General features: G+C 65.2%; 26 protein-coding genes and 1 tRNA gene. 7 read left to right on the top strand and 20 right to left on the bottom strand.

From position 1 onward, the window contains the following. Positions 1-171: 171 nt before the first annotated feature. A tRNA-Lys gene (locus tag ACZK3J_RS17785) sits at positions 172-247 on the top strand. A gap of 63 nt (positions 248-310) precedes the next feature. Here ACZK3J_RS17785 and ACZK3J_RS17780 read toward each other — a convergent pair. The 19 genes from ACZK3J_RS17780 to ACZK3J_RS17690 all read right to left on the bottom strand — a co-directional run bounded on the left by ACZK3J_RS17780 (position 311) and on the right by ACZK3J_RS17690 (position 11,107). Continuing rightward, the gene (locus ACZK3J_RS17780) at positions 311-1,339 is read right to left on the bottom strand and encodes a site-specific integrase (protein ID WP_430766972.1); all 1,029 of its coding nucleotides are present in this window, start codon (positions 1,337-1,339) and stop codon (positions 311-313) included. Beyond that, positions 1,339-1,554, bottom strand: coding sequence for a DUF4224 domain-containing protein (locus ACZK3J_RS17775; protein WP_088611175.1), 216 nt, complete (start codon positions 1,552-1,554; stop codon positions 1,339-1,341). The genes ACZK3J_RS17780 and ACZK3J_RS17775 overlap by 1 nt, the downstream gene beginning before the upstream one ends. A 55-nt stretch (positions 1,555-1,609) precedes the next feature. Beyond that, positions 1,610-2,215 (bottom strand): hypothetical protein, encoded by a 606-nt coding sequence (locus ACZK3J_RS17770; RefSeq protein WP_478476121.1) that lies wholly within the window; start codon positions 2,213-2,215, stop codon positions 1,610-1,612. Next, positions 2,208-2,360 (bottom strand): hypothetical protein, encoded by a 153-nt coding sequence (locus ACZK3J_RS17765; RefSeq protein ID WP_181453450.1) that lies wholly within the window; start codon positions 2,358-2,360, stop codon positions 2,208-2,210. Before ACZK3J_RS17765 ends, ACZK3J_RS17770 begins: the two co-directional genes overlap by 8 nt. Continuing rightward, the gene (locus tag ACZK3J_RS17760) at positions 2,353-2,553 is read right to left on the bottom strand and encodes a hypothetical protein (protein WP_478476120.1); all 201 of its coding nucleotides are present in this window, start codon (positions 2,551-2,553) and stop codon (positions 2,353-2,355) included. The genes ACZK3J_RS17765 and ACZK3J_RS17760 overlap by 8 nt, the downstream gene beginning before the upstream one ends. Continuing rightward, positions 2,550-2,987 (bottom strand): hypothetical protein, encoded by a 438-nt coding sequence (locus ACZK3J_RS17755; RefSeq protein WP_478476119.1) that lies wholly within the window; start codon positions 2,985-2,987, stop codon positions 2,550-2,552. Before ACZK3J_RS17755 ends, ACZK3J_RS17760 begins: the two co-directional genes overlap by 4 nt. Beyond that, the gene (locus tag ACZK3J_RS17750; RefSeq protein ID WP_478476118.1) at positions 2,980-3,822 is read right to left on the bottom strand and encodes a hypothetical protein; all 843 of its coding nucleotides are present in this window, start codon (positions 3,820-3,822) and stop codon (positions 2,980-2,982) included. The genes ACZK3J_RS17755 and ACZK3J_RS17750 overlap by 8 nt, the downstream gene beginning before the upstream one ends. Next, positions 3,819-4,109, bottom strand: coding sequence for a hypothetical protein (locus tag ACZK3J_RS17745; RefSeq protein WP_478476117.1), 291 nt, complete (start codon positions 4,107-4,109; stop codon positions 3,819-3,821). The genes ACZK3J_RS17750 and ACZK3J_RS17745 overlap by 4 nt, the downstream gene beginning before the upstream one ends. After that, on the bottom strand, positions 4,109-4,969 hold the full coding sequence (locus ACZK3J_RS17740; RefSeq protein ID WP_478476116.1) for a hypothetical protein: 861 nt from the start codon (positions 4,967-4,969) through the stop codon (positions 4,109-4,111). The genes ACZK3J_RS17745 and ACZK3J_RS17740 overlap by 1 nt, the downstream gene beginning before the upstream one ends. Then, a complete protein-coding gene (locus ACZK3J_RS17735) occupies positions 4,966-5,190 on the bottom strand; it encodes a hypothetical protein (protein ID WP_478476115.1) in 225 nt (74 codons plus the stop codon). Before ACZK3J_RS17735 ends, ACZK3J_RS17740 begins: the two co-directional genes overlap by 4 nt. Beyond that, on the bottom strand, positions 5,187-5,402 hold the full coding sequence (locus ACZK3J_RS17730) for a hypothetical protein (RefSeq protein ID WP_478476114.1): 216 nt from the start codon (positions 5,400-5,402) through the stop codon (positions 5,187-5,189). The genes ACZK3J_RS17735 and ACZK3J_RS17730 overlap by 4 nt, the downstream gene beginning before the upstream one ends. Next, positions 5,402-7,090, bottom strand: a complete 1,689-nt coding sequence (locus tag ACZK3J_RS17725; RefSeq protein ID WP_478476113.1) for a lambda-exonuclease family protein — start codon at positions 7,088-7,090, stop codon at positions 5,402-5,404. The genes ACZK3J_RS17730 and ACZK3J_RS17725 overlap by 1 nt, the downstream gene beginning before the upstream one ends. Then, complete coding sequence (bet, locus tag ACZK3J_RS17720) at positions 7,087-8,031, bottom strand: phage recombination protein Bet (protein ID WP_242890172.1); 945 nt, start codon at positions 8,029-8,031, stop codon at positions 7,087-7,089. Before bet ends, ACZK3J_RS17725 begins: the two co-directional genes overlap by 4 nt. A gap of 159 nt (positions 8,032-8,190) precedes the next feature. Then, positions 8,191-8,709, bottom strand: a complete 519-nt coding sequence (locus tag ACZK3J_RS17715) for a hypothetical protein (protein ID WP_242890169.1) — start codon at positions 8,707-8,709, stop codon at positions 8,191-8,193. A gap of 148 nt (positions 8,710-8,857) precedes the next feature. Next, positions 8,858-9,175 carry a hypothetical protein gene (locus ACZK3J_RS17710; RefSeq protein ID WP_242890166.1) on the bottom strand — a complete coding sequence of 106 codons (318 nt, stop codon included), beginning with the start codon at positions 9,173-9,175 and terminating at the stop codon, positions 8,858-8,860. 109 nt (positions 9,176-9,284) lie between these two features. Beyond that, a complete protein-coding gene (locus ACZK3J_RS17705; protein ID WP_242890162.1) occupies positions 9,285-9,602 on the bottom strand; it encodes a hypothetical protein in 318 nt (105 codons plus the stop codon). Then, positions 9,599-9,949, bottom strand: a complete 351-nt coding sequence (locus ACZK3J_RS17700; RefSeq protein WP_242890159.1) for a hypothetical protein — start codon at positions 9,947-9,949, stop codon at positions 9,599-9,601. Before ACZK3J_RS17700 ends, ACZK3J_RS17705 begins: the two co-directional genes overlap by 4 nt. Before the next feature lie 138 nt (positions 9,950-10,087). Continuing rightward, a complete protein-coding gene (locus tag ACZK3J_RS17695) occupies positions 10,088-10,429 on the bottom strand; it encodes a hypothetical protein (protein ID WP_154344440.1) in 342 nt (113 codons plus the stop codon). A gap of 18 nt (positions 10,430-10,447) precedes the next feature. Next, on the bottom strand, positions 10,448-11,107 hold the full coding sequence (locus ACZK3J_RS17690; RefSeq protein ID WP_154344439.1) for a LexA family transcriptional regulator: 660 nt from the start codon (positions 11,105-11,107) through the stop codon (positions 10,448-10,450). An 82-nt stretch (positions 11,108-11,189) separates the two neighbouring features. Between ACZK3J_RS17690 and ACZK3J_RS17685 the strand changes: the two genes are divergently transcribed. Further along, a complete protein-coding gene (locus ACZK3J_RS17685) occupies positions 11,190-11,435 on the top strand; it encodes a transcriptional regulator (protein WP_427916294.1) in 246 nt (81 codons plus the stop codon). Between the two features lie 190 nt (positions 11,436-11,625). On the opposite strand, the gene ACZK3J_RS17680 is transcribed toward ACZK3J_RS17685, so the two are convergent. After that, positions 11,626-11,901 (bottom strand): hypothetical protein, encoded by a 276-nt coding sequence (locus ACZK3J_RS17680; RefSeq protein ID WP_242890153.1) that lies wholly within the window; start codon positions 11,899-11,901, stop codon positions 11,626-11,628. 362 nt (positions 11,902-12,263) lie between these two features. Between ACZK3J_RS17680 and ACZK3J_RS17675 the strand changes: the two genes are divergently transcribed. The 5 genes from ACZK3J_RS17675 to ACZK3J_RS17655 are packed head-to-tail and all read left to right on the top strand — an operon-like array spanning position 12,264 to position 15,861. Then, complete coding sequence (locus ACZK3J_RS17675) at positions 12,264-12,629, top strand: hypothetical protein (RefSeq protein ID WP_164078656.1); 366 nt, start codon at positions 12,264-12,266, stop codon at positions 12,627-12,629. Then, positions 12,626-12,841, top strand: a complete 216-nt coding sequence (locus tag ACZK3J_RS17670; protein WP_242890149.1) for a hypothetical protein — start codon at positions 12,626-12,628, stop codon at positions 12,839-12,841. The genes ACZK3J_RS17675 and ACZK3J_RS17670 overlap by 4 nt, the downstream gene beginning before the upstream one ends. After that, positions 12,834-13,811, top strand: a complete 978-nt coding sequence (locus ACZK3J_RS17665) for a hypothetical protein (RefSeq protein WP_242880413.1) — start codon at positions 12,834-12,836, stop codon at positions 13,809-13,811. The genes ACZK3J_RS17670 and ACZK3J_RS17665 overlap by 8 nt, the downstream gene beginning before the upstream one ends. Further along, positions 13,808-15,244 (top strand): replicative DNA helicase, encoded by a 1,437-nt coding sequence (locus ACZK3J_RS17660; protein WP_478476112.1) that lies wholly within the window; start codon positions 13,808-13,810, stop codon positions 15,242-15,244. Before ACZK3J_RS17665 ends, ACZK3J_RS17660 begins: the two co-directional genes overlap by 4 nt. Then, entirely contained in the window at positions 15,241-15,861 is a 621-nt protein-coding gene (locus ACZK3J_RS17655; protein WP_049446549.1) for a hypothetical protein, read from the top strand. Before ACZK3J_RS17660 ends, ACZK3J_RS17655 begins: the two co-directional genes overlap by 4 nt. The last annotated feature ends 3 nt before the right edge of the window (positions 15,862-15,864 follow it).

Raw genomic sequence — 15,864 nt, 5'->3', positions numbered from 1 at the left:
CTCCGGGGAAGGATCACAGATGGGATGCGACGGAGGCCCGGAAGGTTTAAGCGGGCTCACCGGATCGGGTAGTGCCGGCCGCTGGCCGGCAACCTCATGCACCAGGGTTTCACCCGGCCCGGCAAAGTAGGGTAGAATGCCCACCCCGCCGAAAGGCTGGGGCAGTGCAATGGGCCGTTAGCTCAGTCGGTAGAGCAGAAGACTTTTAATCTTTTGGTCGATGGTTCGAATCCATCACGGCCCACCATATGCACCAAGGGTTTCAGCCCTTCCCCCTCGCTCCGCAAAATATCGACCGCTCCGCAAACGGTCACTTCGTGGGGCTGGTCAGCGCACCGCGGCGCTTCCGCACATAGATCTCTGTTGTGGTCACCGACTGGTGGCCCAGCTGCTGCTGCGCCTGGCGAATGTCGCCCGCCGAATCGGCCTTGTCGGTACCGGCCTTGGCACGCAGGTCCCTGAACTGGAATTGGTCCTTCGGGATGCCGGCCCGCTCGCGCGCACGGTCAAATCGGTAGCGCAGCGCATCCTTGCCGATCGGTAGCCAGTCCTCGCCCAGCAGCAGCCGGGTGCTGATCGGTGCATCGTCCGGGCGCTTCCTGGACAGCAGGCGGTCGATCAGCACCTTCAGCTCGCCGGTGATGGCGATGCGCATCTGCATCTTCGTCTTGCCCTGGCGCAGCACCAGCACGCCGTCCTTGATGTTGCGCCGGTCCAGCTCGCGCACGTCTGCCGGGCGCTGGCCGGTCAGGTAGGCAAGGTCGATCGCATCTTTCAGCACCTGGTCTGCGGCATCGTAGACACGCTGCAGCACGTCGTCCTCAACGTACACGTCGCGGCCATCCTCCCGGTTGCGGTTCACGCCGGCGCAGGGGTTCGGCAGATCGGTGTAGCCCTTCTTGCGGCACCAGTTCCACAGGTGCGACAGCAGCGATTTCTCGCGGTTCGCGCTCACCGGGGCATCGCGGCGCCACTGTAGGTAATTGAACACGTGCGTCGGGCGGATGGCGTCGAGCGGTCCCGGCGGGTCGTCGAAGAACTCGATCAGCTTGTCCAGTTCGCGCTTGTTCGCCTTGCGGGTGCCCTCGGCCTTGGTGGGTATGACCTCGACCTGGTACCGCTCGGCCGCCTGCCGGAACGTCAGCTTCGCGCCTGCCGGGATCATCGTCGCGCGCTCGAGCTCGGCCCACTTCTGGATGGCCAGGCCGTAGTCGCTGCCCAGCGCAGTTTCCTTGCGCGGCTTGCCGCCGTGATCGTAGTAGTAGTGCACCACGCCGGATTTCTGCTTGCGGGGGCGGAACCGGGGGATAGCCCCCGGCTTCTTCGGCTTCCTTCCCATTACGCTGCTGCCTTGTTCGGTTTCCAGTCGGTCGCCGGCGGCGTCTTCGGCTCCGGCTTGCCCTCGATCGCGGACCACAGCACCACTGGCCACCCGTGGGCGTCCAGATAGTGCCGGATCCCGTTGTTGCGCAGGAACTCAGCCTGGCCTTTGCGCCGCGGCGTGCGGCACAGCGCCTTGATATCGTCACGGGACAGGTAGGGGCTGTCGGCCATGTTGTCCTCCTTCAGTTCGTGGCCAGCGCAGCGCGCAGCTGCTCGGTGGCGGTGTTCATTGGTGTTCGGCTCCGGCCTGCTTGGCGGCTTCGCCAGCCCATGCAGCCAACAGTTCGGCCTGTGCCGGGCGGTGATCCACCACAGGGCGCATCAGGCGTTCGTGCAGCATCGAGTGGAACTCGGTGGCGCCGACCCTGACCTTGATCCGAGCCATCGCCGACAGCAGCATCTGCACCTCGCCCTCGCTGAACCTCGGCGTGAAGCACCACGGGTCCTCCATGCGCCAGTAGCCCTGGCCAGGTTCGTGCCCCTTGGTTCGGAACACGCGGCGGCCTACCACTTCGAGCAATCCCCAGCGCTCCGGCATTTCGTCGGCTCGCAGCAGGCCCTTCGGCGCCATGAAGTAACGGTACATGCCCAGGCCGCGCGAGGGGTCAGCACGGAAGGGCTTCTTCCGGTCGGCGAGGAAGTCGGAGCGGCTCGCCTTGCACTCGACCAGCATGGTTTGCCCGCAGCGCCACCCGATGGCATCGGGGTTCTCGCCGTTGCCGGTGGCTGCGCACAGCTCTTCCAGCACCACCGAGCAACCAGCGCTCCCTCGTAGCCAGCGGCCGGCCGCCAACACCAGCTGTGCGTGCGTGAGATTCTCTGCCTCAGCCATGAGCGCACCTCCTCCAGCACCAGCGCAGCCCATTTCGCGCGGCGCGGCATGCGCGGCTGATCGCCCACAGGGTGGCGATGCCGGCCAGGAACCCGGCCAGGGCGAACACGTGGACCATTGCAGCGGTGAGCAGCTGGTCAGCCATGGGTCTGGCCTCGCTCATGCTCTTCGTTGAGTCGCTCGCACTGCAGCTCAGCCTTGTCCCAGCCGTTCAATTTCAGGATGTCCCAGCGCGTCACCGTGCGGCGTTCGTGGGTGTCGTTGACGTAGGCAAACCGACTGCCGGCTGCCTTAAGCACCACGTATCGGGGTTGGTCCTTCTCGGTGTCGACACTCACTTGCCCACCGCCTTGCTGTCGGACATCAGCCGCTCGACCTTCGGAATAAGTGCCAGCACTTCCGGGTGCTCTCGGTGGTTGGTTAGCACCTGGGCGATTTCGTACGCGCCATCAACCGTAACTGGTGAACGCAGGTGGGACTGCAGCATGCCTTCCAGCTGCTGGGCGATACCGTACTCAGTGAGATCGTGCTGCAGCAGCGTGCGGCAGGCTTCACAGAAGACCGGGCCGTCGCTGTCCTGCGGCCATCCGCCGTCAACGAACTCGGCCCTTCGCGCATCCACTTCTTTCTGGGCGCAGTCGCGGCAGTAGGACATTCCCTGATCGGTGTCGTCGCCGCCAAGCCAGCACTGATATGGCGGGTCAGCCTGAAACGCCTGCAGGCGTTCAATCAGCTGATCGGCCCGCTCATGGGTGACGGCCTGCTTAGCCACGGATCCCCCCCGCCTGGCTGTCGATCAGGGCCAGCAGCGTGCCGAACTGAAGATCGACACTCTCACCAGCGGCGCATTTTTGCCATGCTTTGCGGACTGCCTCACGCACACCACTCAGGTCCACGGACTGCGCGGGCCATTTGTAGAGCGGAGTTACGCGGTGGTTGTCGCGGGCCTGCTGATCCGTCCAGAACAGGTGGCTATCGGGATCAGAAGACGCCTGACCTTTCATGACCACGTATTTATCGCGGCCATAGCCTTTCCCGCGCAGGCGTTCTATGAGCCACGCCAATGGCTCCCCCACCGGCTGTCGGTCGCCCTTCTCGATGCAGAATTCCGTTTCTTCGCCCAGAGCAACGCTATCCGGTTGCGTGGACGGCTGGCGGGCGGCGAGGACGGCCTGCAGTTCGACCGCGTGTCGCATCGTGCAGTTCGCGATCTTCTGGCACAGCAGGTTGTCGCTGACTCCAATCTCCTCGGCGTGGTTGCGCCACCGGGCGACCAGCGATTCCAAAAGCGCATCTTGACCACCCGGGGAGGGCTGGGCGGAGAGGGCGGCATTCTCCAGGTGCAGTCGTTCGGCCTCGGCCCAGCCTTCGCGCGCCCATGTCTCCCACGTCACTGGCCAGAGCGGACCGCAGCCATTCGGGCACGGCTCAGTCTTGCTGTCGCCAGCGGTCACGGTGCCGCTATGCATGTTGAGGTTCGACCGCGCAAGCTGGAACTGGCACTTCGCACAGCGGACGATGCCCGGAACCAGGTCGGAACGCTGATCCCCCAGCCTCACCCTCCCACCGGGCTGCACGTCCGCCAGGGTCTTGTCGTTGGTATTCATGCAACCTCCTGCAGTGGGGAGGCCTGTTCGGCCTCGATCAGGGCGTAGCCGATGGCGTCGACGCGTTCGCGCAGCACGCGGCGGGCTTTCAGCAGTTCCATTGCGATGAACCGGCGGTGGTCGGTGAGCTGGAACGTGTGCGTCTCGATGTGCAGCTTTCCGGCCAGGTCGCGGCGGAACAGGCGGTAGGTGAGGACGTGGCCGCCCAGCACCTTGTCGATGGACCGGCCCCAGGCGAAGCCCTCGGTGCGCTTCGGCAGCCGGCGGTCGTAGCGGTGGTGGGTCATCAGTAGGTGTCCCGTGCGTTGTCCAGGGCGGTCTGCACGTCCGCCGAAAGCTGCTGGTCGGCCACGCTGGCGAACAGAACGTCGTAGTTCCAGGTCGTGTCGCGGAACACGCGCCCGTCGTCGAAGTCGCGCAGACAATCCAGCACGTCGTTGGCAATGGCCTTGTCCTCGTCGGTTTCGACGGAGAACCGGTCGAGCGCATGGCGCACACGGTAGGGGCCTTCGCTCCAATCGCCGCGCGTCTGTCGCATTGCCACGGCCAAGTCGAGGCGCTTATCACGGCCGCGCAAGGCATCCAGGACGTCCTCCCATGACGCATCGATGGGGAGGTCGTACCTGAGCAGCATCGCGGCCAGCGCCATATCCGCCTTGCGCTGCTCGATCAGCCGGTTGTGCTCCCTTTCCTTGTGGCGGTCAGCCTGCTCCTTCTGCTTCGCTGCTTCCGCTTCGAACCGGCGGTAGTCGGCCAGCAAACGCTCGTAGGATGCTTGGGCATGGTCCCACCCGTCGCTCGTCTTCACCTCCCGGCGCAGATCGGTCAGGTAGCCGGCGTCGTGCGTGATCGACTTCGGGAAACGGGATCGGGAGCGCAAATCGCGTTCGCTGAAGCGCGACGGCATTCCGATCTCGGCCATCAGCGCCGTTACCCGTTCGATGATTTCCTGGTTGGCCGCCATCGCGGGTAGGTTCGCTTCATGGGTTGCCTTGTCCTCTGCGTAGGCCTGTTCCAACTTCTGCAGGGCAATGGCAGCTGTGCGCGTCGGGCAGGCGCTGCCGTAGCTGGTCGACGGCGCGTAGTACTTGGGGTCCGTCTTACAGCTGGTCACCTTGTTGCACGGGGCAATCTGCTGGATCTTCATGCGTGGCTCCGAAGGGGCACGCGGCGCACCGGCCCGTGCCACAGGTTGGTGAGGTTGTTGAGGCGCACCTGCATCGGGTTGCGAACGATCGGCGGCAGCGGCGCGCGCAGGCGCCGGTCGTCGTTCTGGCAGGGCGTGCAGGCCGGTTCGTGGCCGCGCTTGCCGGCGCGAGGGAAGGCGATCAGCGGCAGGTACCGGTGGCACTTCGTGCAGGTCTTCATGGCATGCGTGCCTTCTGCAGGTCCGCCCAAGTGAGCGGGTGAGGGCGCCGCTTGATTCGCTCGTATGCGGCGCTGTGGGATATGTCCAGGATCTCGGCCACCTGCGCGGTGGTGTAGCGCCTGCCCTCGACCACATGGGCGAACAGCTGGGCGCGGGCCTGCCCGGCACGGCGCAGGCTCTTGGCGTGGCAGGGGTACAGGGCGACGTCCATCAGGCTGCCTGCGCGTTGATGCCCGACAGTGGACGCTGCAGGCTGCGGATCATGGCGGCGCGCATCGCGTCGACCTGGTCGGCGTCGTACAGCTTCGATCCACGATCGGTGGCCACCGGCTCGAAGCCAAGCTGACGCAGGCCTTCGGCGTCGATCTTCAGCGGTGCGATCAGATCCACGATCTGGCCGAGCTTGATCCGGACGATCTGCCGCTGGGTGGCGCTTTGCGACGATGCGCTGGCGGAGGTAGCGGCCTCGACCTGTGCCGGTGCTGCCTCCGCAACCGGCACCTGCTGAACCTGTACCGCCTGTGCTGCAGCGGCCGCTTCCTGAGCCTTGGCCTGCTCCTGCTCGCGGATCTTCTCGCGCTCAGCGTCCAGCCGTGCCTGCTCGGCCTGCTGGTGCTCGGCGATCCGCGCCGCCACCAGGTTGCGCAGATCCTCTGGCGCCTTCGTCGCGCACAGCTGGACCCGGTCCGCAAACAGCGTTGCGTGCTCAGCATGTCCGGCGAGGATGGCCACGTTCGCGCGGATCCGGTCGGCGTACTGGCTGGCGTCGATCTTGGCATTGGCCGCCACCGCGTCCACGGCTTCCTGCATGCTGCTGAAGGAGCGCTTGCCCTTCATGGCCTCGGCGATGTCGGCAACCAGCGTCGTGGGCATGGGAATGGCGTGCTCGCCGAGGGTCTCGTTGATGGCCAGCACGTGCTGCTGCACGGCGCGGCGGGCGGAGTTGCCGATTTCAGTCCGGCGCTCGTCCTTGCGGCGCTTCACCAGCTTCTCCAGGTCCAGACGCTTGGCTCGGGCCTCGGCCGCGATGTCGTCGATCGTGCGGAACAGCAGGTCGATGCTCTCGGTCTGGCTCAGGGCGTGCTGCTTGGCCGCCTTCAGCTGTTCCTCGATGTTGCCGCACCACTTCACGGTGGTCTCGGCATCGGCAAAATCCTGGTCGCTCACCAGCTCGGTGCTAATGCCCTGGAACACGGCGATGGCCTGGTCCTTCCACTCGGCCAGGTTGGAAGCGGTGACCATGCCGGTCACCTCGATGCGCAGGGCCGGCATCTGGTCCGGGGCGCGGCCGGCGGCAACCGGCGCGGCAACCGCCGCCGGCTCATATGCGGCGACGTCAGCCTCGAACTGGGCCCAGCCCGCAACGATCTTGGCGCGCAGCTCCGGGTTCGGGACGTACCAGCAGTGGCGTTCCTCCACCAGTTCGTCGCCGGTCCACTTCGAAGCCATGAACAGCACTCGCTCGGCACCGCTGACCATCGCCTGATGTTCCATCTGCACCTGGTAGTGCAGCGGCAGGTCATCATTCCCGTCATGCATGGCCAGCCGCAGGTCTTCGTTGAGCGACTTGTGCTCGAACGCGGTGTCCTCCAGCAGCGTCAGACCGTCGAAGCTGGCCGAGAACTTGCCGTCCACGCCAACGCAGGGGTACAGCTCCTCGCCGATGATGGTCTCGGCCAGTGGCCTTGCCAGGTCTTCGAACCGATGGCCGTCAGCGAAGCGTTGCAAGGTCGCGGCGTCGTGCTCAACCGCCACACCGGTGGCGAACTCGCGCACCAGCTGGCTGCGGGTCTTGTAGGGGCTGCAGCCCATCATTGCCGGCGCATCGCTGGCGTTGAAGTGGGCGGCGCGGTGGGCATGCCATTCCGGGGTGCCCTGGATCAGTTCCACGGTCTTCATGCGCGCTCTCCTTCGCCCGGCGCATCCCAGTCGATGGGGCCGGTGTCTTCGCTGGTGCTGGTGGTGGTCGAGGCGGCATCGGTGGCATCAGTGGCGACGTCGTCCACCTGCTCGTAATCCTCGATGGCGATCATCTGCTCCTCGGTCAGGGAGCCCTTCGTCTTGACCATGTTGATGATCTGGCTGGCCGTCTTTTTGCCAGCGGCGATCAGTGCCCCCCAGGCCGGCAGGTTCTCCTTGAACTTGTCGGCCGGATAGGGCGGCAGCTCGCGAGGCAGCTGCTGCTGCGGCTCCTGCCGAACCTGCGCGGCTTCGCCCTCGATAACGCGGCCTTCCATCTCCTCTGCGGTCGGCTGGGCGCCCACCGCTTCCGGGAAGGCCTTTCGCAGGGCCAACGCTTCAGCGCACTTCTCCAGCTGCCCGAAGGGGCGCTTCTTCCACATGGCATTCGGTGCATCGCTGTCGCGCTTGGCGGTCGCATAGCTCTCCAGCCAGTAGGCCTTTGCCGAGTAGCGCACGGGGTTCCCGTTCACCAGGCGGTAGACGGAAACGCTGCACCATTCCGGGTAGCGAACACGCACGCCGTTGAGGGTGTCTTCGATGGTCGGGCCGAACGTGGCTTCATCCTGGCCTGCGTACTCGCCGGTCCGGTGCGCCTTGGTCCGGTACAGCTCGATGCCCGGCATGATCACGTCGCGCATACCTGCCGGGCTGATGACCCGATTCCCCTGCTTCTTCTCCGGAACCCACATGGGCACGATGTGCACGGGCTTGGTCATCGGGTCCAGACCGCCGGCGCGGCAATAGGCCAGCACCATGTCCACGGAATCATCAGTGGCGCCCGGGTACAGACTGGTCTTCAGGGCAGTGCGAATAGCTTCGGCCTGCTCAGCCGTCACCAGATCCCCGGCGCGCGGCTTCATGGGTGCGATGTTGCTCATTGAATGCTCCGGCCGGCATGGCCGGCGATGTGGGAATGGGGTGCCCCGTCATCCCGGGGCCACGGAGGGAACGATCGATCCCTGCGCGATGGGTAGATGCCGGCTTTGTGGAAGGCCTGGCCGGCGCAGGCACCCGCAGGGGGCGGGCGGGGGAATTCGTTACGCGGCCAGGTCGGCCTGCTGCGATGCAGCGCTCGGCGGCGTGAGAGTCAGACGCACCTCGCCGCGGCGCCATGCAGAGATCAGCTCGGCGTCTTCGTCCTCGTCCAGCAGCACCGAGACGGTGAAGCCCATGGCCACGCTGCCGCCTTCGAGCGGCTTCCAAGTGATCTTTTTCACCTTGGTGTCGGCGAAGAACACCGCCTCGATGTGGTCCATCAGGGAGCCGATCGACAGCTCGTAGCCTTCAAACTTCCCGGTGATGTCCTGCTCGCCCAGCAGCGGCAGGTTGAGCGCCACCAGGTCGGTGCTGCCTTCCATCGGCAGGTTCTGCTGCTGGCCCTTGTCGGCCTTCTTCCAGAACGCCGGCAGGATGGCCGGGTCGATGGTGTTGAGGATCGTGTTCGGAGCGTTCAGCGAGAACTTCAGGTCAGCGGCGGCCGCGTCTTCGTCGCCGTGCTTTTCCTTGCGCAGGTTCAGATGCGAGAACACCGCATCGTGTTGATCGAGTTGGAACATCGGTGGTGCCTCTCGTAGGAGCCGGCCGCGCCGGCGGGAAGTCAGGACCAGGCCAGCGGCCAGCACATCGCCCAGCCAAGGCCGAGGACGATGGCGACGCAGCCCAAGAAGGCGAGGAAGTCGGCGGCGTTACGGCAGCCGATGGCGGTCAGAAATCGCATGCGTCCTCCGATTCGAAGGCGGCCAGAGCCGCAAGGAGGCGCTCGTCTGCCATGACCTGGTCTGTGAGGTCGCGGGCTGCGAGGGAAGCGCGGGCGGCGGACCGCAACTCGATCAGCGGTGCGCGCATCGAGCGCAGCTCCGCCAGCAGGATGCGTGCGTGTTCGGCCATGCGGTCCGCGGTGATCTGCCTACCGCCGTGCTTGGCCGCCGCCTTGTCGGCCTGCTTGCCGTAGCGTGCGGCGCGGTCCGCCCGGTCCCGCAACTGGCGGTCCAGCACGGCCAGAACATCCACGCCGCGGCTCACGACAGCACCGCCTGCAGCAGTACGGCGGCCAGCACGCCCAGGCAGAAGGACAGGGCATTGGCGACGACAGTGGCCACCACGTGGTGGCGATGCTCGCGTTCGGCGGCGGTCATGCGGCACCGCCTTTGACGCGGGCGAGGGCGACGCGAGTGCTTTCCAGCTTCTTTACGAAGCGGGAAATAATCGCGGCTTGAATCCGAACAGCGCCCCTCCCGAGAGTGCGGTTGTTGACGCGGAGCAACTCGTCGCACATTTCGATAAGTGCTGCGTTCTGCTTGACCAGTTCTTTGAACGCGTCGCTAGCTTCCAGCAGATCGTCGTCTTGCGTGATCTGGTCACTGGTCCATACCTCATGGACGGCGATGGAGTCACCGAGCCTCTTACGGGCCGAATCAAGCACCGCCAGCACATCGACAGGGGCGCTCATGCCGCCACCTGCTGCAGCGCCATTTCCAGCAGCTGCGCGTCGATCGCCGCGGCCTCGTCGCGGGCCAGCCGGTACAGGTCCAGCAGCACGCCCGAGCCCATCAGGTCGGCCGGGTCCGTGTGGTGCAGCCGGTGCAGCGCCAGCGACACCTCGGTGTAGTGAGTACCGCTGAAGGTGCCAGCCGTCTGTTCCTCGGCCTTGCGCAGCTTCGCCGGGTCGGTGCGGTAGGCCTTGGCCAGGTCCGCTGCCTGCTCGGCGCGGTGTTCCTGGTCGAAACGCGGATCTTCCTGGTTGTCCCAGTTGCGCTGGGCGCTACGTGCCCGGTCGCTGTATGGCTGCAGTGCCATGGTGAACCCCGTCAGATGGCCCGGGTGGGCCGACGGGGCTAGTAAAGCAATGCTTAAGCGTCAAGTCAAGCGATGCTTTAGCGATTTGCATAAAAAAGCCCCGCTCGTGATGGCGGGGCCGGTACGGGAATGGCTGACTCAGGCCGGTGGGTGGACCATCCAGTAGCCGCAGCCGATTGCCGCGAGCAGCGCAACGACCGAAAAGACGGGGCCAGCGCGAGTAAGGCCAAACACCGATCCCAGAATGCCGCCGACGACGGTGGCGGCCAGAGAAAGAAGGAGAACCCAGTACCAGGTGACCCACCAGAAGCCCGCGATGAACATCACAGTGGCAAGGATCGGGGACAGCCACACCGCCATCATTGGAATCGAGGGGCCTGCGTAGAACGCAGTGCCATCTCGCTTAGCCATGACTTTGCCGGCATAAAAGACGGACCACAACAATGTGGATCCCAAGGCAAAAAACAGCGTGCTGTTCAATTCACATCCCCTGTGCGTTTAGTTGAATCGCTCAATCCGGTTGCGCAGATAGACCTTCCCGCCTATCAACGTGCCCTCAGGAATTGGGAACGGATCCCCATAGTTCTTGTTGTCGCTTGCGACGTGGATAACCCCTCTGTCGAGCAGGCGCTTGATCTGCTGTCCGTTACCCATGTTGATGAGGTAGATGCCGTCGCCATCGAAAGCTGTGATGCCGGTGTCCACAACCACCGCATCGCCCGGTTGGATCACCGGCTGCATTGAGTCCCCGTTTCCGGTGATCAGCCTGAGACGCCCTGGTGGCGGCACAAAGCCGACGATGCTTCGGATATATCCAGGCTCGAAATCGATAGCCCGGATGACGTCCGGGTAGTCGGGATTCTCAACAGCCTCGCCCATTCCTGCCTCCGCATCCAGTTGCTGAACGCGAACATAGTTCCCTGGTGTCGCTGGGACTGAGACGACCTCGGAGCCATCGCCCATGCCGAAGTGCGACAACGGCCGGCTGGTGAGAGACGCAAGCTTTGGAAGCTTCCGCTTGTCTACCTTGCCAGTACGAAGCCAGCCAGAGACGGCCTGCTCGGTGACGCCGAAGGCGTCGGCAATTTCCTTCTGGGTACGTCCAGACCCCTCGATGGCCGAGCGGATGGCGACCGCCATTTCGTGGTTTTCAAGCATCGCTTGATTCTCCACGGACAAGCCATGCCATTGTAAGAAAGCATCGCTTGACCTCGGGCTTAAGCGATGCTTTAGTATCACCATGAACACAATCGCCATCGCAATTGAGAGACATGGGGCTGGGCAGGCCGGTATCGCACGGTTGCTCGGCGTTACGCCGCAGGCGGTAAGCCAGTGGGTAAACGGCAGTAGGCCGGTTCCCCCGAAGCATGCCCTCGCTATCGAGGCTGCTACCGGCGTATCCCGCCACGAACTCCGGCCCGATGTGTTCGGCCCGGCGCCGACCGACATCGAGCAGCAGACCCCGGAAACCGGGGTCGCCGCCTGACATGTGCGCCCGAATCCTCCACCGGCTGAACCCTCGCATCTGGCTGCGCACTGCCTTCCGGGCCGTGTTCGCCTGGCTGATGCGGCCGAGCGAGTGGGAGAGGGCGCAGCAGAGCCTGGCCAGCCGGGCAGTCGACGAGTACGCCGACTCGATCGGTGTGCCCACGAGGATCCGTCGATGACTGGTCGGTTCAGCCCCCTCGCTGGAATTGGCCGGCCGCTCCGTCGATCTCACCCGAGATACCTGCGAGCCGTGCGAGGAACGCCTGCATGTACGGACCGTGCTGGGCAAACAACGTTTCATGCTGGTCATCGATCCAATCCGGCTTCGATTGGTCCCACACGTGCCGCAGCAGATCCGGCTCGGGGTGCGTGGCAATGAGGACCGATAGCAGGGCTTCGTTGGCCTTCGCAGTGGCCGCAAGAACTGAGGCCAGGCGCGTCAGCGTGGCCGTATCCATTTCCATGTCCGTCTCCGGTGGCAGTTGGGTTGGGTCGCACCGCCAACTCTACCGGCAGACGGGCGCCTACCCAGCCGGTCACAGGCCGGCCCGGGCGGGGAAGGGGATCACGACCCCGGGCACCTTCCGGCGCTGGCGCGACCGCACCACCTGGCCGACTGGCCGCACGTCGACCCGCTCCCCGACCCGCTTCAACACGAACCACTTCCCACCCATTCGCATGAGCGTCAGGACGTTGGCTCCGGCCAGCTGATTCGTTTTCGCCACAGGGCTGCACTCCGATTTCGGGATGCGGCCATTTTCAGAACCAGTCAGGGGAACGCAGGGGAAAACATCTTCCCCCGCATTCCCACCCACGGGATAACTGCATGAAAAGTCAGCAAATTACCTATGAAGACGGGTTGACCCGCAACCCGACGCTCCGTGACCACATGGCGGCGATGGTCCACCGTGGCGCCGGCCTGACGGCCGTGGCCGGGCAGCTCGATATGGCCCCTTCGAAGCTGAGCGAGAAGCTGGCCGGCTGCGACAGCGGTGGCAAGCCGAGGGGGCTGTCCATCGATGACCTGGAACGCTACATCCAGGCAACCAAGGACGTCTCGCCGGTCCACTACCTGATCGAGCGCTACCTGGTCACTCCCGAAGCAGCGACGGCAGAGGCGCTGGCCGAACTGCACCAGCACCTTTCTGCCCTGAGCGGGACGCTCGCCAAGCTGGGGATCAAGTGGCCATGAACGCCAACACGATCAACCTGGCCGACGAGCAGCGCGAGCGCCGTATCCGTGAGCTGGCAGCAGCCATGAGGGTGGCCCGGTCCTGTGGCGACCGTTCGGCGCTGCGGTGCCTGTGGAGCGAGCTGCGCGCTTCGGTTCTGGCCCGTTCCCCTGAGCAGGTGCGTGCCATGGAGCAGCGCATGGGCATGCAGGAGGGCGGGTGCCATGGCTGAGGCAGACGTTCGCCAAGCCAAGGGCCGGTATCGCAAGGTCGAGGTGCGCACGTGGGGCGACGAGAAGTTCCGCCGCCTGACGCCGATCCCGCCTTGCGGCCAAGGCCTGTGGCTTTTCCTGATCACCGGACCTCACACCGGGCCTATCCCTGGGCTGTTCCGTGCTGGCCGTGCGGCGATGGCCGAGGAACTGGATTGGGAAGTGGAAGACTTCGATAAAGCCTTTGGGGAAGCCTTCCGCGAAGGCATGGTTAAAGCCGACTTCAAAGCCCGCGTTGTGTGGGTGCCGAAGGCTATCAACCACAACCGGCCCGAGTCGCCCAACGTGGTGCTGAGCTGGGCCGCTGAGTTCGACCTGATCCCCGAGTGCGCCCTGAAATGGGAAGCTCTCGAAGTGCTGAGAGCCTTTGTTTACGGGCTTGGAGAGGCTTTCGCAAAGGCATTCGATAGGGCTTTCGGGAAGGCTTCCCAGAAGGCTTTGCCGAAGACTATGCCTAATCAGGAGCAGGAACAGGAACAGGAACAGGAACAGGAAGAAGATGAAGCCACTGACGTGGCTTTGCCGGCAGCAGGCGGCGATGCCGCTGCTGACGCCGATGGCGAAGAGGGCGGCGATGCAGGGGAGGGCGAGGACCTGCTGGGCAAGGTGCCGAAGAAGGTCGGCACGCCGCCATGCCCGCACCTGAAGATCATCGACCTGTACCACGACATCCTCCCGGAACTGACCGAGGTCCGTGTGTGGGAGGGCGAGCGCGAGCGAAAGCTGGCGGCCCGCTGGAAGGGCGACAAGGCGCGGCAGAACCTGGACTGGTGGCGCAGCTTCTTCGAGTCCGTGCGCGGCATGCCGTTCCTGATGGGCGAACGCACTGGCCGTGACGGCCGGGCCTTCACCTGCACGCTGGAATGGCTGGTCAGCCCGAAGAACTTCGCCAAGGTCATCGAAGGCAACTACGTGGACGTGCGCCGATGAACGCACTCCGGGAACAAGAGCCCGCGCGCGGGCCGTTCAACCTCGACGCCGAGACGGCGGTGCTGGCGGGCCTGCTGCTGCACAACTCCGAGCTGGCCAACGTCCAGGACTGGCTGGGTGCAGACGACTTCTACTCCCCGGACAATCGCGCCATCTATGCCGCGATCGTGGAGCTGAGCGGAGCGAACAAGCCTGCAGACGGCGTGACCGTAGGCGAGTGGCTTCTGGCTCAGGGCGGCGAGGACGGCGACCACCTGGCGGCAATGGCGATGGAGCTGGCATCTACCGCCTACACCGCGTCGAACGTCGTCTCCTACGCCGAGGTGATCGTCGAGCATTCGCACATGCGGCAGTTCATCGACACCTGCCAGAAGGCGCTCGGCGCCGCCCAAGGGCGCCGCGGTCATTCTGCGGAGCAGCTGGCGGCGCACCTCGCAACGCGGTTGAGTGCCATTGCGCCGGTTCGGGCGACGGGTCTGCGGCCGTACCGCGAAGTGATGAACCGATTCGCCACCCAGATGGCCGAGCGTCACCAGCATGGGCGTCGTGTGGGCATGCCGACGCCATGGGCTGACGTGAACAAGGCCATCGGTGGACTGCTGGACGGCCAGGTGATCGTGCTGGCCGCGCGTTCGAACATCGGCAAGTCGCTGCTGGCATTCCAACAGGCGCGCTTTACCGGCCTGCGTGGTGATCCGGTTGCGGTGTTCTCCATGGAAATGGTCGACACGGACGTGGCAGCACGCGACGTGGCTGCGCTGGGAGAAGTGCCGCTGCAGTGGATCATCGGTCAGGACGAGGGCGCCACTGCGGAAGACGCCGACCTCTACTGGTCGCGGAGTACCGAGGCGATCCGCAGCATGATGGGGGCCTCGATCTTCCTGGACGACGACCCGCAGCTGTCTGCGCCGCAGATCGTCGCGCGCGCGAAACGTGCCCATGCACGCAAGCCGCTCCGCCTGGTCGTGATCGATCACCTGCACGAAATGTCGCTGCCAGGAAAGCAGGACGAGGCGTTGGAGCGCGGGCAGGCGCTGCGAGACATCAAAGGCCTGGCCAAGTTCCTGAAGTGCCCGGTGCTGGTGCTGGCGCAGCTCAATCGAGCGGGCGCGAAGGGCGAACGCCCGAAGGTGACCGACATCCGTGGGTCAGGCGGCATCGAAGAAGTGGCCGACGTGATCCTGTTCGTCCACCGCCCCGACGTCTACAACCCAACCGACCGGCCGGGATTGGTCGAGGTGATCGTGGGCAAGGGCCGGAACATCCAGACCGGCACCGTCGTTTCGCTACGCAACGAGTACCAATTCCAGCGCGCAGTCGATTGGGATGGGCCTGCGTTCGAGTTCGAGCAGACCCCGCCCCCGGCAAAGCCGCAGAGGCAGTTGGCGCAGCGCCTCGGCAGTCGCCGCCGCAGCCAAGGAGACGACGAATGACCCTGACCACTGCAGCAAGGAAGATTCGCGCCAAGCGCGCGCGCCGGCCGATCTACCTGGTCGTGGCCAAGCTGATCGACCCGAACACCGGCGAGCTGGTGGGCGCCCTGGTGCCGGCCAATGCCGTCGACCAGCGCCTGCTGCGCGACCGCAAGTTCCGCGTGGGCCGGGAGATCCGCGGCGAGCTGAAGCAGCCGCGCGAGGAATGGCAGCACCGGCTGATCCACAAGATCGGGCACCTGATGGTCGACAACGTCGAAGGCTGGGAGCAGCTGGACGCGCACGACGCGGTGAAGCGCCTGCAGCTGGACGCCAACGTGTGCTGCGAGACGGTAGAAATGGACGCCACCCCGGTCATCGCGGCGGTCCTGGACGCCTGCGAGGCGCTGCTGGGTGCAGGCGCCCGCAAGGTGCTTGCCGGCGTGCTGCCGGAGATCCGCACCATCCCGGTCAAGCGTGCCGAGAGCCTGTCATTCGACGAGATGGAACAGGCCCGGTTCCAGGAGCTGTTCGACGGCATGACCGAGTACATCGGCAACCGCTACACCCACGTGATGCTTGACGACGTGCGCGCCGAGTTCTGGAACATGGCAGGGCAGAACAGGAGGGTGGCGTGAGCC

Source organism: Stenotrophomonas sp. 86428_Sma (genome assembly GCF_056481585.1).
This window is presented reverse-complemented; position numbering and strand designations above follow the sequence as displayed.